The organism is Stenotrophomonas sp. STEN063 (assembly GCF_056854515.1).
Genome location: NZ_JBXFWF010000023.1, coordinates 42,503 through 58,389, shown reverse-complemented (window position 1 = coordinate 58,389; position 15,887 = coordinate 42,503). Strand labels below are relative to the sequence as shown.

Below are 15,887 nucleotides of genomic sequence, written 5' to 3'. Positions count from 1 at the left end.
CTCGTCGCCCCGGGTTGTTGCTGTGTTTTTGTTTCTTGCGCGGGGCGGGGGGCCCCCACCCCTATTTTGGTGTGTTCCGCCCCCCCCCCCCCCCGCGCGCCCCCCCCCCCTCTACAGGGGGAGGCCGGTAACGCCCCAACCGGGCTGGGGCTACCGGGCTTTCCTGGCGGCAAAACGGGCGCGCATGCCGGGAACGCTGACCAGGGCCACGATCAGCAGCGCCAACAGGATCTCAACCCACGCGTAGAGTGCGGTCTCGCGGTGGCTCCATGCACTCATCACGCCGTGGCTGAACCAGAACAGCGCCAATACCCCTGCCCAGAAGCGCGCGACCGCGCGCTGTGCCAGTACGCCCAGCAGCAACAGTACCGGCGGCGCCACGAACACCAAGGCCACTGCCAGCAGGTGGCGGTCGGCGCGGAACCACCACGCATACAGGCCGGCCAACAGCGCCAATGCCAAGGCCAGGATCAGGTCGCGGCTGCGGCCGCTCATTGCGCCAGGCGCCGGGCGATATCGGCCACCCGTCGGCCCAATGCCCGCGCCAGCACCGCCTCATCGTCGGTGGGTTGCGGATCATCCTGGCTGCCGGCCACATGGCTGGCGCCATATGGCGTGCCGCCGCTGCTGGTGTGACTCAGTGCCGGCTCGGTGAAGGGGATGCCGACGATCAGGCAACCGTGGTGCAGCAGCGGCAGGTGCATCGACAACAGCGTCGATTCCTGGCCGCCATGCATCGAGGCGGTGGAGGTGAATACTGCCGCCGGCTTGCCGGCCAGGGTGCCGTTCACCCATTCCGCGCCCAGGCCGTCGAGGAAGTGCTTGACCGGCGCGGCCATGTTGCCGAAGCGGGTAGGGCTGCCGAGCACGATGCCATTGCATTCGGCCAGATCGGCGATGTCCACATAGGGGGCGCCGTCCTCTGGTACTGGCGGGGCACTGGTCTGGGTGACGGCGGCGACCGGTGGCACCGTGCGCAGGCGGGCGCTCATGCCCGGCACCTCGCCGATACCGCGGGCGATCTGCCGCGCCAGCCGGGCCACCGAACCGCCACGGCTGTAGTAAAGCACCAGGATTTCCGCCATCGCAGCATTCGCTCACTCTTACAGGAACCGGCAGTATCAACGATGCGGGCCGCGCTTTGCATCGGGTACCCTTGCCGAATGGAACCTTTGGATTCACTCAACCTATGGATGGAGCGCCTGCGTGACCGGGCGCGCAACGTCAGCTTCGGCCGCTTCCTGTGGAAGCGCTTCCTCGACGACCGCCTGTTCCAGGCCGCGGGCTCGCTGGCCTACACCACGGTGTTCGCACTGGTGCCGTTGGCGATTGTCGTGTTCGGAGTGCTGTCGGCGTTCCCGATGTTCGATCGTTGGAGCGAGGCGCTCAGCGACTATGTGTTTTCCAATTTCGTGCCCTCGGCGGCACGTGCGGCCGAAGGCTATCTGAAACAGTTCTCGGCCAGCGCCGGGCAGCTCACCGCTGCCGGTTTCCTGGCCCTGGTGGTGTCGTTGCTGATCACCCTCAACAGCGTCGAGCAGACCTTCAACCGGATCTGGCGGGTAGCGTCGGCGCGGCCGCAGCTGACCCGCTTCCTGGTCTATTGGACGGTGTTGACCCTGGGTGCCTTGCTGGCCGCCGCCTCGTTGGCGATCTCGGCCAAAGTGCTGTCGCTGCCTTTGTTCGGCACCACCGAGGGGCGCTGGCTGGCTGATCTTGGCCTGCGCCTGACACCGGTACTGATCGAATTCGTCTGTGTGGTGCTGATCTACCGGGTGGTGCCACACCACACGGTGAAGTGGCGCCACGCCATTCCCGGCGCGCTGCTCGCGGTGCTGATGCTGGAGCTGGTGAAGTGGGGCATGGGTCTGTATCTGGGCAGCTTCCAGTCCTATCAGAAGCTCTATGGCACGGTGGCCTTCGTGCCGATCCTGTTGCTGTGGATCTACCTGAGCTGGGTGTCGGTACTGCTGGGCGCGTCACTGGCCTCGTCGATCGCCGCCTTCCGCTATCAACCAGCGGCAATGCGGCTGCCACAGGGCTGCGAGCTCTATGGCCTGCTGCGTCTGCTGGGACGTTTCCGCGAGGCGCGGCAGCGAGGGCAGGGGCTGGATGAAGACCAGCTGTTGCTGCTGGAACCCATGCTCACCGACTCCCTGCTGCAGCAGTTGCTGGAGCAGATGGAAGCTATTGGCGTGCTGCGCCGTGACGAGCGTGGCGAATGGTTGCTGGCGCGCGACCTGGACGGCATCAGCCTGCATGAACTGTACGAAAGCGCGCAGCTGCGAATTCCCGCCGCCGAGGAATACCTGCCGATGCGCGAGGACAGCCTCGGGCAAGCGGCCTGCAATGCCCTGGATCAACTACGTCTGCCGTTGCGCGAACTGCTCAAGCGCCGTGTGGATGACATCTATGTAGAGCGCGGAGAGAGTCGATGATCAAGAAGTTTGTTCCCGTCGCGCTGCTGGCGCTGGCCCTGGCAGCGTGCAAGCCCGAGCAGGCACCTGTCGCCGCACCGGCTGCCGCACCCGAGACACCGACCGCGCCCGAGACGACCCAGCCCGGCGTGGTCCAACAGACGGTGGAAGTGCCGCAGCTGCAGGTGCCAACCGTGGATGGCAAGACCTATGACCTGGCCAGTCACCGTGGGCAGTGGGTGGTGGTGAATTTCTGGGCTACCTGGTGCGCGCCCTGCCTGCAGGAAATGCCCGAGTTGTCGGCGCTGCACGCCATGCGCAGCAATGTGGAAGTGGTTGGCCTGGCCTATGAGGACATCGAGCTGGACGAGATGCAGGCCTTCCTGAAGGAGCATCCGGTGGCCTATCCGATCGCCATCATCGACACCTTCAGCCCACCCAAGGATTTCGCGACGCCGCGTGGCTTGCCGATGACCTACCTGATCGGGCCGGACGGCAAGGTCGCCAGGCAGTTCCTGGGGCCGGTGAATGCGCAGGAGATCGAGCAGGCGATTGTGGCTGCCGGGGGTAAGGCGGTTTAAAGGGTTCGCTGCGCGAAAGGGAGGGGGCTGTTCTCGGCATCTGTCAGATGGCCGCGGTGCCGCTGCTACTCCCTCCCTTTCGCGCAGCGAAGGGGAGGGTTGGGGAGGGGTAGCTTTTCAGCTCTTCGCGCAATGCCAGCTTCGCGGCTTACGCCGCTCCTATAACTCCTGCAACATGGCTGGGAATGCCCCTGCCGAGCATGGCTCGGCACTACAAGCCGCTCTCCCGTTTACGGGAGAGGGGTTGGGGTGAGGGCAGCCTTTCGGGTATTGCTGGAATGCTCCTGCCGAGCATGGCTCGGCACTACATGGCGCTGGACGTGCGCTTTGGCTTGGCGGCTTCTTCATCCACAACGAACGGGGTAATCGGCTTTACCACGCCGTACCTCTCCTTCTTGGGCTTGCCTGGCAGCGGTGGCAGTTCGACCACCGGTTCGTCGATGTGGGTATCCGGCAGGCGATCCAGCAGGTCGCGTATCAGGGTCAGGCGGCCGCGTTTCTGGTCATTGAAGTCCACCAGCGTCCACGGCGCCTGTGTGGTGTGGGTGGCTTCCAGCATGGCTTCGCGGGCCTGCGTGTAGGCGTTGTATTCCTGCCGCGATTTCAGATCGATCGGTGACAGTTTCCAGCCCTTGAGCGGGTCATCGCGGCGCTCGGCAAAGCGCTTTTCCTGCTGCTCCTGGTCCACGCACAGCCAGTACTTGAACAGCAGGATGCCATCGTCGATCAGCAGTTTCTCGAACGCGGGAGCCTGTTTGAGGAAGTCTTTGTACTGTGCATCGGTGCAGTAGCCCATCACCTTTTCAACGCCAGCACGGTTGTACCAGCTGCGGTCCATCAGCACGATCTCGCCGGCGGCGGGCAGGTGTGCGATATGGCGCTGGAAATACCACTGACTGTCTTCCCGTTCGCTGGGCTTGGGCAAGGCCACCACCCGGCACTGGCGTGGGTTGACGTGCTTGGCGATGTCCTGGATGACGCCACCCTTGCCAGCGGTATCGCGGCCTTCGAACAGCACCAGCACGCGCTGCCCGCAGTGCTGGGCCCAGCGGGCCATGTTGGCCAGTTCCAGCTGCATCGGTTCCAGCAATGCTTCGTACTGTTTGCGCTTGAGCTTGCCCATGGTCACTCCTTGTGGAGTGCCGAGCCTAACCCAATCGCATGTCAGTCAATGTCAGCGCCACGCCAGCCGTGGCTGCCGGCCAGCTGCTGCAGCAGCTGGGTCAGGTCGCTGGCGAAGCCGGCCATGTCGAACAGGCTGCTACGCTCGCGGGCTTCGGCCAGCCGCTGGCGCGTGGCCTGCAGGGCGGCAGTATCGTTGCCCAGTGCAATTGCCTTGGCGATGAAGGTCTGGTCACCGGTGACATTCATGTCATCCATGCCGAGGTGATGGTTGAGGCTGCCCGCCACCCGCGCGGCAAGCGTGTTTCCGGGCGCAGTCAACACCGGGCAGCCAGCCCATAGCGCGTCGGAGGCGGTGGTGTGGGCGTTGTACGGATGTGTGTCCAGGAACAGATCGGCATGCTGGTAGCGGGCCAGATACTGCGGATGCGGCAATTTGCGCATGAACACCAGGCGCGCTGGATCCACGCCGCGCTGACGGGCGACGTCCTGCAGGCGCTGATCCGCCTTGCCTGGGCCGGACAGCAGCCACAGCACGCTGCCGGGCACGCCCAGCAGCACCTGCAGCAGGCGTTCGACGCTGCGCGGGTTGAGCTTGTAACTGTTGTTGAAGCAACAGAACACCACGCCAGCTTCCGGCAGGCCACAGTCGCCGCGCGACGGTGGCGACTGAACAATGCGGGTGTTGTCCGAGGGCTGGAAGGCGCGCGGCAGGCGCAGCACCCTTTCGCTGAAGCCTGATTCCAGCGCCGATGGCAGCACGAATCCATCGGCGACGACGTAGTCGATCCACGGCGCGCCGGACGTGCCGGGGTAGGCCAGCCAGTTCAACTGCAGCGGAGCAGGGCGCATGGCCAGTACTTCGGGTGTGCCGCCGCCACCCCAGCCACGCAGGTCGAACAATAGATCGATGCCTGCGTTGCGGATGCGCTGGGCTATCGCCGCATGCGGCTGGCCGCTGACGTCGTGCAGTTGCCCGGCAGCGGCCTGCAGGCGTTGGCGGATGCTGCTGCCATCGTCGCGGTTGAGTGCAAACAGGTGGACCTGCAATTGCGGCTGCGCGCGCAGCTGCTCGAACAGGGCGACCGTCAGCAGCCCGGTCGGGTGCGCACCGAAGCCGTTGGAAAGAAAGCCGACGCGCAGCGCGCCGTGTGCACGCACCTGCGTTGCAGGCAGGCGCGGAATGGCTTGGGCAAGCACGCCGGCACGTTGTCGCGCACAGGCCAGTTGTTCGGCGGCACTGGCATCCTCGCTGAGGAAGGCGAAGGGCTCCACGGCGGGATTGCCTTGCACTACCGCGCGCCGCACTTGTTGCGAGAGCGCATCGATATCGCGCCAGTCGCAGAGCCGGCGCTGCCAGTTCAGGCGCTGTGCGGCCATATAGGCCTCGTCCGGTGCCAGCGCATGCGCGCGTCGATAGGCGTCGGCGGCGGCTTCGGGCTGGTTGGCATCTTCCAATACGTGACCCAGCCACAAGGCCATGCCGGGGTGCTGCGGAGCGCGCTGGCAGGCCTGCTGCAGCAGTGCGGCGGCTTCGTCATGCCTGCCTTGCATCCAACGGGCGCGCCCGAGCCGGGCGAGGGCTTCGGGGTGTTGTGGACGCAGCTGCAGTGCTCTGGATGCAGCTGTTTCACCCGCACGCACATCGCCCGCGCCAAGTTCTGCGTCGGCCAGCATCACCCAGGCGATGAAGTCACCGGGCTGGCGGGTGACGGCATTGCGGAGCTGGTCGCGTTCGTTGAGGGCGTTGGTCATTGTGCTTGCTTTGCTCCCTCCCTTGCGCGTAGGGCTGGGGAGGGGTGGTTTTTGATTTTGCTCTGGGCTGGTGATTAAGGCCAAATCCAGAGGCAGCAGCCAAAGCCAAAGCCAAAGCCAAAGCTCCCCCTCCCCAGCCCTCCCCTATGCTTCGCATAAGGGAGGGAGCAAAGCAGGTGCTGCGTGCTGGAGGGGGTTACGTCCCTTCAGCCAAACGTGCCAGCTCATCGACCTGGTGTTCGTGCTGCAGGCGTGCGATCAGGTCGTCGAGGCCGCCTTCGATGATGTTGGGCAGGTCGTACAGGGTCAGGCCTTCGACGCGGTGGTCGGTGATGCGGCCCTGCGGGAAGCTGTAGGTGCGGATGCGCTGGCTGCGGTCGCCACTGCCTACCTGCAGGCGGCGCGACTCGGCCTGGGCTGCGGCCTGCTTGCTGCGCTCGGCATCCAGCAACTGCGCCTTCAGCCGCTTCATCGCCTTGTCGCGATTGGCGTGCTGGCTGCGCTCGGTCTGGCATTCCACCACCACGCCGGTGGGGACGTGGGTGATGCGGATCGCTGACTCGGTCTTGTTGACGTGCTGGCCGCCGGCGCCGGAGGAACGGAACGTGTCCACCTTCAGATCCGCCGGGTTGATCACCACGTCTTCGACATCGTCGGCTTCGGGGATGATCGCCACCGTTGCTGCCGAGGTGTGGATGCGGCCCTGCGATTCGGTGGCCGGCACGCGCTGCACACGGTGCGTGCCGGATTCGAACTTCAGCTTGGAGTAGGCGCCGCGGCCAACCACGCGTGCCACGATCTCCTTGTAGCCGCCATGTTCGCCGGGGTTATCGGATTCGATTTCCACCTTCCAGCCCTGGCGCTCGGCATAGCGGGCGTACATGCGGAACAGGTCGCCGGCAAAAATCGCTGCCTCGTCGCCGCCGGTGCCGGCGCGCACTTCCAGGAACAGGTTGCCTTCATCGCGCGGGTCACGCGGCACCAGCAGCAGCGCCAGTTCCTCGTCCAATGCCTGCAGGCGGGCCTGGGCAGCGCTGATTTCTTCCTCGGCCAGCTCGCGCAGTTCCGGGTCGTTGCGCATGGCTTCGGCCGAGGCCAGGTCTTCCAGCGCACGGGTTTCGTTCGCCAATGCAGTGGCGATGGGTTCCAGTTGCGAGAACTCACGGGAAAAATTGCGGAAACGCTCGTTGTCGGCGACCACATCGGGGTCGGAAAGCAGGCGTTCCAGTTCTTCTCGGCGCTCGGCCAGTGCCAGCAGCTTACGGCGCAGGGTCGGCGTCATCATTCCTCGCAGCGGGGTGGTGATACCCGGGGGTGGCCGGGAACAGGCGCTCGGCGGCGCGGGTGAGATCGGTATCGCCATCCTGCGCGGCTTGGCGCAGGGCGGCGGTGGGTGGATGCAGCAGGCGGTTGGTCAGGCCGTGCGCCAACTGCTCCAGTACTTCGTCGGGGAGTTTGCCATGGGCCAGCTGTTGCCGGGCCTTGGCCAGCAATTCGGCGCGGGTGGCCTCGCCGAACGCGCGCAGTTGCCGGATCGGCGCCTGCAGGCGAGTGGCGCGCAGGTTCTCCAGGTAACGGGTGACCTGCAGGTCGATGATGGATTCGGCCTCGGCGGCGGCCTCGCGGCGGCCGCGGCGGTTTTCTTCCACGGCCCGCTCCAGGTCATCCACGGTGTACAGGTAGGCATCGGCCAGCGTGCCAACCTCGGCGTCGATATCGCGCGGCACGGCCAGGTCGAACAGCAGCATCGGCTTGTGCCGGCGCAGGCGCAGCGCGTTGGCGACCTGGCGGTGCAGGATCACCGGCTCGCGCGCGGCGGTGGCCGAGAACACCACGTCGGCTTCGCCCAGATGGCGCTCCAGCTCGGTCAAGGGCAGCGCCACGCCGCCGTGCCGGCTGGCCAGGTCCTGGGCATTGGCCAGGGTGCGGTTGGCGATGAGCAGGCGCTTCACCTTGGCATCGCTCAGATGCTTGGCGACCAGCTCCATGGTTTCGCCGGCACCGACCAGCAGCACGGTGGATTCATCCATGCGCGCAAACGAGTCCTGCGCCAGCCGCACCGCGGTGGAAGCCACCGAGATTGGATTGGCGCCGACGCGGGTGTCGGTGCGGGCACGCTTGGCCACGGAGAAGGTCTGCTGGAACAACCGGTCCAATTGTTGCCCGATTGCGCCGCTGTCGTGGGCCAGCGCCCAGGCATCTTTCACCTGGCCCAGGATCTGCGGCTCGCCCAGCACCATCGAGTCCAGGCCAGTTGCGACCCGGAACAGATGGCGCACGGCCTCAGCGTCGCTGTGCTGGTAGAGGTAGCCCTGCAGGCTGCCGGCGTGGTGCTCCAGCCAGTGGCTCAAGGCCTTGCTGTCCTCGGCAACGGCATACAACTCGGTGCGGTTGCAGGTGGACAGCAGCACCGCCTCGGCCAGTTGCGGGGTCTGCCGCAATGAATCCATCGCGCGCGGCAGGGCGTCTCCGCCAAAGGCAGCGCGTTCGCGCAGTTCTACCGGCGCAGTCTGGTGATTCAGTCCGAGCACCCACAGGGTCATCTGTTCAGTTGCTTGCGATAAGCTGCTGGCTGTTGAAGGCCGCCATTTTACGGCCCGGTTGCGTCAGATGCCCGTATTCAATCGCATATGCACCGTTCTGTTGCTTTCCCTGCCGGTTTTTCCGGTGCTGGCGGCCCCGGTTGCGCCGGTCCAGGCGCCATTGGCGGCCGAAGGCCTGCCGCTGACCCCGGTGCTGGCCGGCGAATTCTCGCTGCAGGCCGGCAAGTTGCCCGATGCCGCCCGCTGGTATCTGCAGGCGGCCCAGGAAGCCAAGGGCGACGTGGGCCTGGCTGAACGCGCCACCCGCATCGCCATGCTGGCCGATGATGCCGACCGAGCCGAACAGGCGCTGGCGCTGTGGGCGCAGCGTGACCCTGGTTCGGTCGCGGTGCGCGGCACCCGTGGTGCGCTGGCCATGCGCAATGGCGATGCCAGGCTGGCCCGCAAGGAGTTGTTGGCGGTGCTGCGCTCTGCTGAGCCGCGCGCCTGGCGCTATGCGCTGCTGGCGCTGGCTACTGGTGGCCGCGACCCGGCGGTGCCGGCACAGGTGCTGGGCATGCTGGTGGACGCCAATGCGATCCCCAATGATCTGGAGGCCTGGCAGGAGTTCGGCAGGCTGGCCCTGCGCATGGAGCGGCCGGAGTTGTCGCGGCGCATGGTCGGCGAGGTGGTCCGGCGCTTCCCGGACGAGCCGCGGGTGGCGCTGTTGCATGCCTCCCAACTCAACCAGGCCGGCAAGAAGGACGAGGCGCTGGCCCTGCTAAAGGGCATCGAGCCCAGGGCCGAGAAGGACGAGGAGCTGCGTGGTGCGTTGGCCATCGCCTATGACACGCTGGGTGAAACCGCCGCAGCCGAGCATGTGCTGTCGATAGGTGAGCAGAACCTGCAGAGCTGGGGCATGCGTGCCTCGCTGCTGGCCAAGCAGAAGGACGATGCGGGCCTGTTGGCGCTGTATCAGGACATCGCGGCCAAGGCCAGCAAGCCTGATCCCGACCAGCGCCTGCTGCTGGGCAAGATCGCCGAGTACCTGAAGCGCTACCAGGAAGCCGTGGATTGGTATCACGGCGTGCCCGGTGGCGAGCATCGCGGTGAGGCCCAGCTGCGTGCGGTCAATGCGCTGCACCTGATGGGCGACAAGGCGCGCGCTGCCAAGGAAGTGCAGTCGATCCAGGCCGATGCCTCGCTTGACGACGATGTACGCCGTGACGCCTATCTGCTCGAATCCGAGCTGCAGCTGCGTGATGGCGAAACCAAGGCCGAGTTCGATGTGCTGGCCCGTGGCCTGGCTGCGTTCCCGGATGACAGTGCCTTGCTGTACGCCCGCGCGCTGGCCTGGGAGCGCAACGACAATGTGCCGCGCGCCGAGGCTGACCTGCGCAAGGTGCTGGTGGCCGAGCCGGAGAACGTGGCGGCGCTGAACGCGCTGGGCTACACCTTGGCCGACCGCACCCAGCGCTACCAGGAGGCATTGGAGCTGATCGACCGTGCGCGCGTCGCCGAGCCGGACAATGCGGCCATCGTCGACAGCTATGGCTGGGTGCTGTATCGGCTGGGTCGCAACGACGAGGCGCTGGTGCATCTGCGCCGCGCCTGGGGCTTGAACAAGGACCCGGAAATCGCCGCGCATGTGGGCGAGGTGCTGTGGGTGCTGGGGCAGAAAGACGAAGCCCGGCGCTACTTCGACGAGGCCCGCAAGTTGGATCCGGATAACCGCGCACTGCAGCGTGCGATCGAAAAGTTGGGTGTATGAACGTAATGATGTGGCGGGCGCCGTTGGCGCTGCTGGTGGTAGGCACGCTCGCGGCCTGTGGTTCGGTGCCCAAGCGCCAGGCGGCGCCGGTAGCGGCTGAAGTAGCGCAGGTGTCGGCGCAGGCACAGGCGGCGGAGCAGCAGCGGCAAACCGCCTTGCGGGCGCAGCCGGACTGGTCGTTCCAGGGCCGGGTGGCGATCAGCAAGGGGCGCAACGGCGGCAACGGCCGGATCGACTGGCTGCAGCAGGGGCCTGTCTATCAGGTCAGCCTGGCTGCACCAGTGACTCGCCAGAGCTGGCAACTCAGTGGTGGTGAGCCCGGCCAGGCGGTGCGTCTGGAGGGACTTGATGGCGGGCCGCGCACGGCCGATGACGCCGGCCAGCTGCTGTTGCAGGCCACTGGCTGGGAAATCCCGGTCGCCCAGCTGGCCGACTGGGTGCGTGGTCTGCCAAGTGCGGGCGCAAGCCCGGAGCACCTCGGCTTTGACGCCGAAGGCCGGCCACGGGTACTGCGCCAGCAGGGCTGGCAGGTGGATTACCTGGACTGGTACCCGGCCGAGGCCGGGCGTCCGTCGCTGCCGCGCCGGATCGAGGCGGTCAATGGCGATGCCAAGGTCCGCCTGATCGTGGATGAATGGGGTGCGGACGCGCCATGACTGCCGTTGTTGACGAAGCGGGCTGGTCGTACTGGCCGGCCCCGGCCAAGTTGAACCTGTTTCTGCATATCACCGGCCGTCGCGCGGATGGCTACCACGTGCTGCAGACCGTATTCCGGCTGCTGGATTGGGGTGATCGCATCGGGCTGCGCCTGCGTGAAGATGGTCAGGTGCATCGGGACGGGCCATCGGTGGCTGGTGTAGCCGAGGCTGATGATCTGGTGGTTCGTGCGGCCATCGCGCTGAAAAATGCCACCAATTGCGGCAAAGGTGTCGATATCCGGGTCGAAAAGCGGATCCCTGCCGGTGGCGGCTTTGGCGGTGGCTCATCCGATGCGGCAACCGTGCTGGTGGCGCTGAATGCGCTATGGGGCACTGGTCTGGACGAGGACGCGCTGGCCGCACTTGGCGTCGGTCTAGGCGCCGATGTACCGGTATTCGTGCGCGGGCGCAGCGCCTGGGCCGAAGGTGTGGGCGAATTGCTGACGCCGATGGAATTGCCGGAAGCATGGTATTTGCTGGTGGATCCGGGCGTTCATGTGCCCACGGCTGAACTTTTCCGTTCACAGCATTTGACGCGGGATGCCAAGCCCGTGAAAATAGCGGACTTCGCTTCCGGGACCGTCCTCGGAAATGCGTTCGAGCCGGTACTACGGCGCCAGGAACCTGCCATCGAGGCGACGTTCCAGGCCTTGTCAGGTATTGGTCGGGCACGACTCACGGGGTCGGGAAGCGGTTGTTTCGTCGAGTTCGCCACGCGCGCTGCTGCAGAGCAGGCCTTGGCGGAGTTGCCGCCGCAACTGCGAGCATGGGTAGCTGCGGGTGTTGATCGCTCGCCACTGCTGGATGCGCTGGATACGACGGGAATTGTTTGATGCAGGGGCGTCGCCAAGAGGCCCAAGGCACCAGGTTTTGATCCTGGCATTCGTAGGTTCGAATCCTACCGCCCCTGCCACACACTCCCAACGCTGTAAGCGCAATGGATGTGCGCCAGTCACACCTGCGCCATCACTGCAGTACTCACGTTTCCATTTGCTACTCGCCCCCGCCCGAGAGAGCTGTCATGCAAGATTCCCCGAACCTGCTGGTCTTTTCCGGCAATGCCAACAAACCTCTTGCACAGAGCATCTGCAAGGAACTCGGGGTAAGGCCGGGCAAGGCATTGGTTTCCAAGTTCTCCGACGGTGAAGTACAGGTCGAGATCCAGGAAAACGTGCGCAAGCAGGACGTTTTCGTCGTTCAGCCGACCGGTGCTCCCAGCGCCGAGAACCTGATGGAACTGCTGGTGATCATCGACGCGCTCAAGCGCGCGAGCGCCGCATCCGTCACCGCGGTGGTGCCGTACTTCGGTTACGCCCGCCAGGATCGCCGCATGCGCTCCTCGCGCGTGCCGATCACCGCGAAGGTTGCTGCAAAGATGTTCTCGGCCGTGCATACCGACCAGATCCTCACGGTCGACCTGCACGCCGATCAGATCCAGGGTTTCTTCGACATGCCGGTCGATAACGTCTATGCGTCGCCGCTGCTGCTGGCCGACATCTGGCGTGTCTACGGCACTGACAACCTGATCGTGGTCAGCCCGGACGTAGGCGGCGTGGTACGCGCCCGCGCCGTGGCAAAGCGCCTGGATGATGCCGACCTGGCCATCATCGACAAGCGCCGTCCGCGTGCCAACGTCGCCACCGTGATGAACATCATCGGTGACGTCGAGGGCAAGACTTGCGTGATGGTCGACGACATCGTCGACACCGCCGGCACCCTGTGTGCTGCCGCTGCCGCCCTCAAGGCGCGCGGTGCACTGAAGGTCGCCGCGTACTGCACCCACGCCGTGCTCTCGGGCCCGGCCGTGGACAACCTGAACAACTCCCAGCTCGACGAGCTGGTGGTGACCGACACGATTCCGCTTTCCGAAGTGGCCCGCGTCTGTCCCAAGATCCGCCAGATCAGCGTGGCCGAAATGCTGGCCGAGACGATGCGTCGCATCGCCTTCGGTGAGTCGGTCAGCTCGATGTACGTGGATTGATGCATCCGGTCCCCGGCTTGCCGGGGATCATCACGGGCTCTTCTGGTCGCGGAAGAGTCTTTACGCAACGCCGCGAGGCGATGCAACAACCTAGAGTAGTCAACAATGGCAAATTCCCACGAAATCAAAGTCGCCCGTCGTGACGTGCAAGGTCAGGGTGCGAGCCGCCGCCTGCGTCACGAAGGCGTGGTCCCGGGTATCGTTTACGGTGGTGACAAGGAGCCGGTGAAGGTCCAGTTCAACCACAACGAAATCTGGCTGGCCCAGTTCAACGATTGGTTCTACTCGTCGATCATCGACCTGAACCTCGACGGCACCATCCACAAGGTGCTGCTGCGTGACATGCAGCGTCACCCGTACAAGCAGCTGGTCATGCACCTGGATTTCCAGCGCGTGAACGAAAATGAAGTGCTGCACGCTTCGGTGCCGCTGACCTTCATCAACGAAGACACCTCGCCGGCTGGCAAGGCTGCCGACGTGCTGGTCACCCACGAACTGAAGGAAGTGTCGATCGCTTGCTTGCCGAAGGACCTGCCGGAGTCGATCGAAGTCGACCTGGGCGAGCTGAAGGCTGGCGACATCATCTACCTGTCGGGCCTGAAGCTGCCGGCTGGCGTGGAAATTCCGGCTCTGAAGCTGGGCAAGGGCCATGACGACGCTGTTGTCATCGCCAAGACCGCCGCTGCAGAAGAAGCAGCAGCCGAGTAATCGGCCATGTTGCGCCCGCTCTTCGGAGCGGGCGCAGCAGGTGTATCTGACAGATGACTGGCTTGCGATTGATCGTTGGTCTGGGCAATCCCGGACCCGAACACGCCCGGACCCGGCACAATGCCGGGTTTCATTTCGTTGAGGCCCTGGCAGAGCGGCAGGGCGCGCGCTGGGCGCTGGAAAGCAAATTGTTTGGCGAAGTCGCCAAGGTCGAGATTGCCGGGCAGCCGGTGTGGCTGTTGAAGCCGGCGACCTACATGAACCTGTCTGGCAAATCGGTCACCGCCGCACAGCGGTTCTGGAAGATCGAGCCGGAACAGACCCTGCTTGCACACGACGAACTGGACATGCCGCCCGGCGTGGCCCGGCTCAAGTTCGACGGTGGTCATGGCGGCCAGAACGGCCTGCGTGACACCATCCGTCTGCTCGGTCATGGCAAGTTCCATCGCCTGCGTCTTGGCATCGGCCATCCGGGTCACAAGGACCGCGTGGTGGGTTGGGTATTGGGCCGTCCGTCGCCGGACGACGCCGTGCTGATGGCACAGGCCATCGATGCGGCCATCGACGTGATGCCGTTGGCAGTAGCTGGTGATTACAGCGAAGCGATGAAGCGTCTGCACACCACCAAGTGAGCGAAAAATGGGGAATGGGGAATGGAACGGCACTAGGCCCTTCCGGTTCTCCATTCCCGATTTTCCATTCACGGGAGTTCAAGCATGGGTATCAAATGCGGCATCGTCGGTCTGCCCAATGTCGGCAAGTCGACCCTGTTCAATGCGCTGACCAAGGCGGGTATCGCTGCGGCCAACTTCCCGTTCTGCACGATCGAGCCGAACACCGGCGTGGTGCCGGTGCCGGATCCGCGCCTTGATGCGCTGGCAACCATCGTCAAGCCGGAGCGGGTGATCCCGACCACGATGGAGTTCGTCGACATCGCCGGTCTGGTCGCTGGTGCGTCCAAGGGTGAAGGCCTGGGCAACAAGTTCCTGGCCCACATCCGCGAGACCGACGCCATCGCCCACGTCGTGCGCTGCTTCGAAGACGGCAACGTCATCCACGTGGCCAACAAGGTCGACCCGATCGCCGATATCGAAACCATCGATACCGAGCTGGCGCTGGCCGACCTGGAATCGGTGCTGAAGGCACTGGATCGTGCCACCCGCGCGGCCAAGGCCAACGACAAGGAAGCGCTGGCCCGCAAGCCGGTGCTCGAGAAGCTGGCGTCGGCACTGGATCAGGGCAAGTCGGCGCGTGCCGCCGGCCTCGATGCCGATGAGAAGGCGCTGATCCGTGACATGTTCCTGATCACGCTGAAGCCGCTGATGTACATCGCCAACGTTGCCGAAGACGGCTTCGAGAACAATCCGCTGCTGGACGTCGTGCGCGCCCGCGCCGCGGCCGAAGGTGCCGAAGTGGTGCCGGTGTGTGCGGCCATCGAAGAAGAAATGGCGCAGCTGGACGACGCCGACCGCGACGAGTTCCTCAAGGACCTCGGTCTGGAAGAGCCGGGCCTGAACCGCGTGATCCGTGCCGGCTACAAGCTGCTTGGCCTGCAGACCTACTTCACCGCAGGTGTGAAGGAAGTCCGCGCATGGCAGCTGCGTGCCGGTTCGACCGCACCGCAGGCAGCAGGCGTGATCCATACCGACTTCGAGCGTGGCTTCATCCGTGCCGAAACCATCAGCTACGAGGACTTCATCAACCTCAAGGGTGAGCAGGGCGCCAAGGAAGCCGGTCGCCTGCGCCTGGAAGGCAAGGATTACATCGTCAAGGAAGGCGACGTGCTGCATTTCCGCTTCAACGTCTGATTCCTTGGATGTTGCAGTACCAACAAGGCCCCGCAATGCGGGGCCCTGTTGTATGTGTGGTTTGTTGTGTGATTAAAATTTGATCACCATTTTGAAGGCCTTGCAGCGCAAGGCCTGCGCGCAGTTGTCCACAGTCTTCTCCATCCATTGCACACAGCGGCTGTGGAGAAATCCCTGGGCAGACGGATGCTTGTGGGAGCGGCGTGAGCCGCGAAGCTGACATTCTTGAAGCCCTCGTGTCTGTGCAAGCTGAAGGGGCACGAGCTTCGCGGCTGACGCCGCTCCCACAAGATAGGTTGGCCTGAATTTGTAGGAGCGGCGTAAGCCGCGAAGCTGGCATTCCTGCAACGCCGGGAGACTGCGCCACCTGATGATGTGCGTGCTTCGCGGCTTACGCCGCTCCTACAAAAAAGGCCGCATGCCTTCGTTGTAGTGCATTGGCGAAAATTTCACCGCCATTCTGAAAGCCTTGCAGCGCAAGGCTTGCACGCGGTTGTCCACAGCCTTCTCCAGCCATTGCGCAC

At 64.9% G+C, this 15,887-nt stretch carries 15 protein-coding genes and 1 tRNA gene; 10 read left to right on the top strand and 6 right to left on the bottom strand.

Features of this window, described 5'->3' with window-relative positions; all coding sequences use genetic code 11:
• Nucleotides 1-150 precede the first annotated feature (150 nt).
• The gene (locus AC1VWL_RS08380; protein WP_482986366.1) at nt 151-495 is read right to left on the bottom strand and encodes a DUF2069 domain-containing protein; all 345 of its coding nucleotides are present in this window, start codon (nt 493-495) and stop codon (nt 151-153) included.
• The gene (gene wrbA, locus AC1VWL_RS08375) at nt 492-1,085 is read right to left on the bottom strand and encodes an NAD(P)H:quinone oxidoreductase (RefSeq protein ID WP_482986365.1); all 594 of its coding nucleotides are present in this window, start codon (nt 1,083-1,085) and stop codon (nt 492-494) included. Before wrbA ends, AC1VWL_RS08380 begins: the two co-directional genes overlap by 4 nt.
• A 78-nt stretch (nt 1,086-1,163) precedes the next feature.
• On the opposite strand from wrbA, the gene AC1VWL_RS08370 reads away from it, so the two are divergent.
• Nucleotides 1,164-2,438: a YihY family inner membrane protein gene (locus tag AC1VWL_RS08370; RefSeq protein WP_481615397.1), complete on the top strand. Its 1,275-nt coding sequence runs from the start codon at nt 1,164-1,166 to the stop codon at nt 2,436-2,438.
• The gene (locus AC1VWL_RS08365) at nt 2,435-2,998 is read left to right on the top strand and encodes a TlpA family protein disulfide reductase (RefSeq protein ID WP_482986364.1); all 564 of its coding nucleotides are present in this window, start codon (nt 2,435-2,437) and stop codon (nt 2,996-2,998) included. Before AC1VWL_RS08370 ends, AC1VWL_RS08365 begins: the two co-directional genes overlap by 4 nt.
• A 304-nt stretch (nt 2,999-3,302) precedes the next feature.
• Here the strand turns inward: AC1VWL_RS08365 and ppk2 are convergent, their stop codons facing one another.
• The 4 genes from ppk2 to hemA form a co-directional block, all read right to left on the bottom strand.
• Nucleotides 3,303-4,121, bottom strand: coding sequence for a polyphosphate kinase 2 (gene ppk2, locus AC1VWL_RS08360; protein WP_482986363.1), 819 nt, complete (start codon nt 4,119-4,121; stop codon nt 3,303-3,305).
• A gap of 41 nt (nt 4,122-4,162) precedes the next feature.
• A complete protein-coding gene (locus AC1VWL_RS08355) occupies nt 4,163-5,875 on the bottom strand; it encodes an O-linked N-acetylglucosamine transferase, SPINDLY family protein (protein ID WP_482986362.1) in 1,713 nt (570 codons plus the stop codon).
• Between the two features lie 196 nt (nt 5,876-6,071).
• Nucleotides 6,072-7,157, bottom strand: a complete 1,086-nt coding sequence (gene prfA, locus AC1VWL_RS08350; RefSeq protein ID WP_481548073.1) for a peptide chain release factor 1 — start codon at nt 7,155-7,157, stop codon at nt 6,072-6,074.
• Nucleotides 7,135-8,418 (bottom strand): glutamyl-tRNA reductase, encoded by a 1,284-nt coding sequence (hemA, locus tag AC1VWL_RS08345; RefSeq protein ID WP_296252472.1) that lies wholly within the window; start codon nt 8,416-8,418, stop codon nt 7,135-7,137. Before hemA ends, prfA begins: the two co-directional genes overlap by 23 nt.
• A 67-nt stretch (nt 8,419-8,485) precedes the next feature.
• Between hemA and AC1VWL_RS08340 the strand changes: the two genes are divergently transcribed.
• The 8 genes from AC1VWL_RS08340 (at nt 8,486) to ychF (ending at nt 15,363) form a co-directional block, all read left to right on the top strand.
• Nucleotides 8,486-10,168 carry a tetratricopeptide repeat protein gene (locus AC1VWL_RS08340; protein ID WP_482986361.1) on the top strand — a complete coding sequence of 561 codons (1,683 nt, stop codon included), beginning with the start codon at nt 8,486-8,488 and terminating at the stop codon, nt 10,166-10,168.
• Nucleotides 10,165-10,824, top strand: coding sequence for a lipoprotein insertase outer membrane protein LolB (gene lolB, locus AC1VWL_RS08335; protein ID WP_481615402.1), 660 nt, complete (start codon nt 10,165-10,167; stop codon nt 10,822-10,824). Before AC1VWL_RS08340 ends, lolB begins: the two co-directional genes overlap by 4 nt.
• Nucleotides 10,821-11,699 (top strand): 4-(cytidine 5'-diphospho)-2-C-methyl-D-erythritol kinase, encoded by an 879-nt coding sequence (gene ispE, locus AC1VWL_RS08330; protein ID WP_282267133.1) that lies wholly within the window; start codon nt 10,821-10,823, stop codon nt 11,697-11,699. Before lolB ends, ispE begins: the two co-directional genes overlap by 4 nt.
• A 3-nt stretch (nt 11,700-11,702) precedes the next feature.
• Nucleotides 11,703-11,779 (top strand) — tRNA-Gln (locus AC1VWL_RS08325).
• 108 nt (nt 11,780-11,887) lie between these two features.
• On the top strand, nt 11,888-12,847 hold the full coding sequence (locus AC1VWL_RS08320) for a ribose-phosphate diphosphokinase (protein ID WP_282267136.1): 960 nt from the start codon (nt 11,888-11,890) through the stop codon (nt 12,845-12,847).
• A gap of 105 nt (nt 12,848-12,952) precedes the next feature.
• Nucleotides 12,953-13,555 carry a 50S ribosomal protein L25/general stress protein Ctc gene (locus AC1VWL_RS08315; RefSeq protein WP_282267139.1) on the top strand — a complete coding sequence of 201 codons (603 nt, stop codon included), beginning with the start codon at nt 12,953-12,955 and terminating at the stop codon, nt 13,553-13,555.
• Nucleotides 13,556-13,608: 53 nt separating this feature from the next.
• Nucleotides 13,609-14,187 (top strand): aminoacyl-tRNA hydrolase, encoded by a 579-nt coding sequence (gene pth / locus AC1VWL_RS08310; RefSeq protein ID WP_296252462.1) that lies wholly within the window; start codon nt 13,609-13,611, stop codon nt 14,185-14,187.
• Between the two features lie 84 nt (nt 14,188-14,271).
• Nucleotides 14,272-15,363, top strand: coding sequence for a redox-regulated ATPase YchF (gene ychF / locus AC1VWL_RS08305; RefSeq protein WP_482986360.1), 1,092 nt, complete (start codon nt 14,272-14,274; stop codon nt 15,361-15,363).
• Nucleotides 15,364-15,887: the final 524 nt, after the last annotated feature.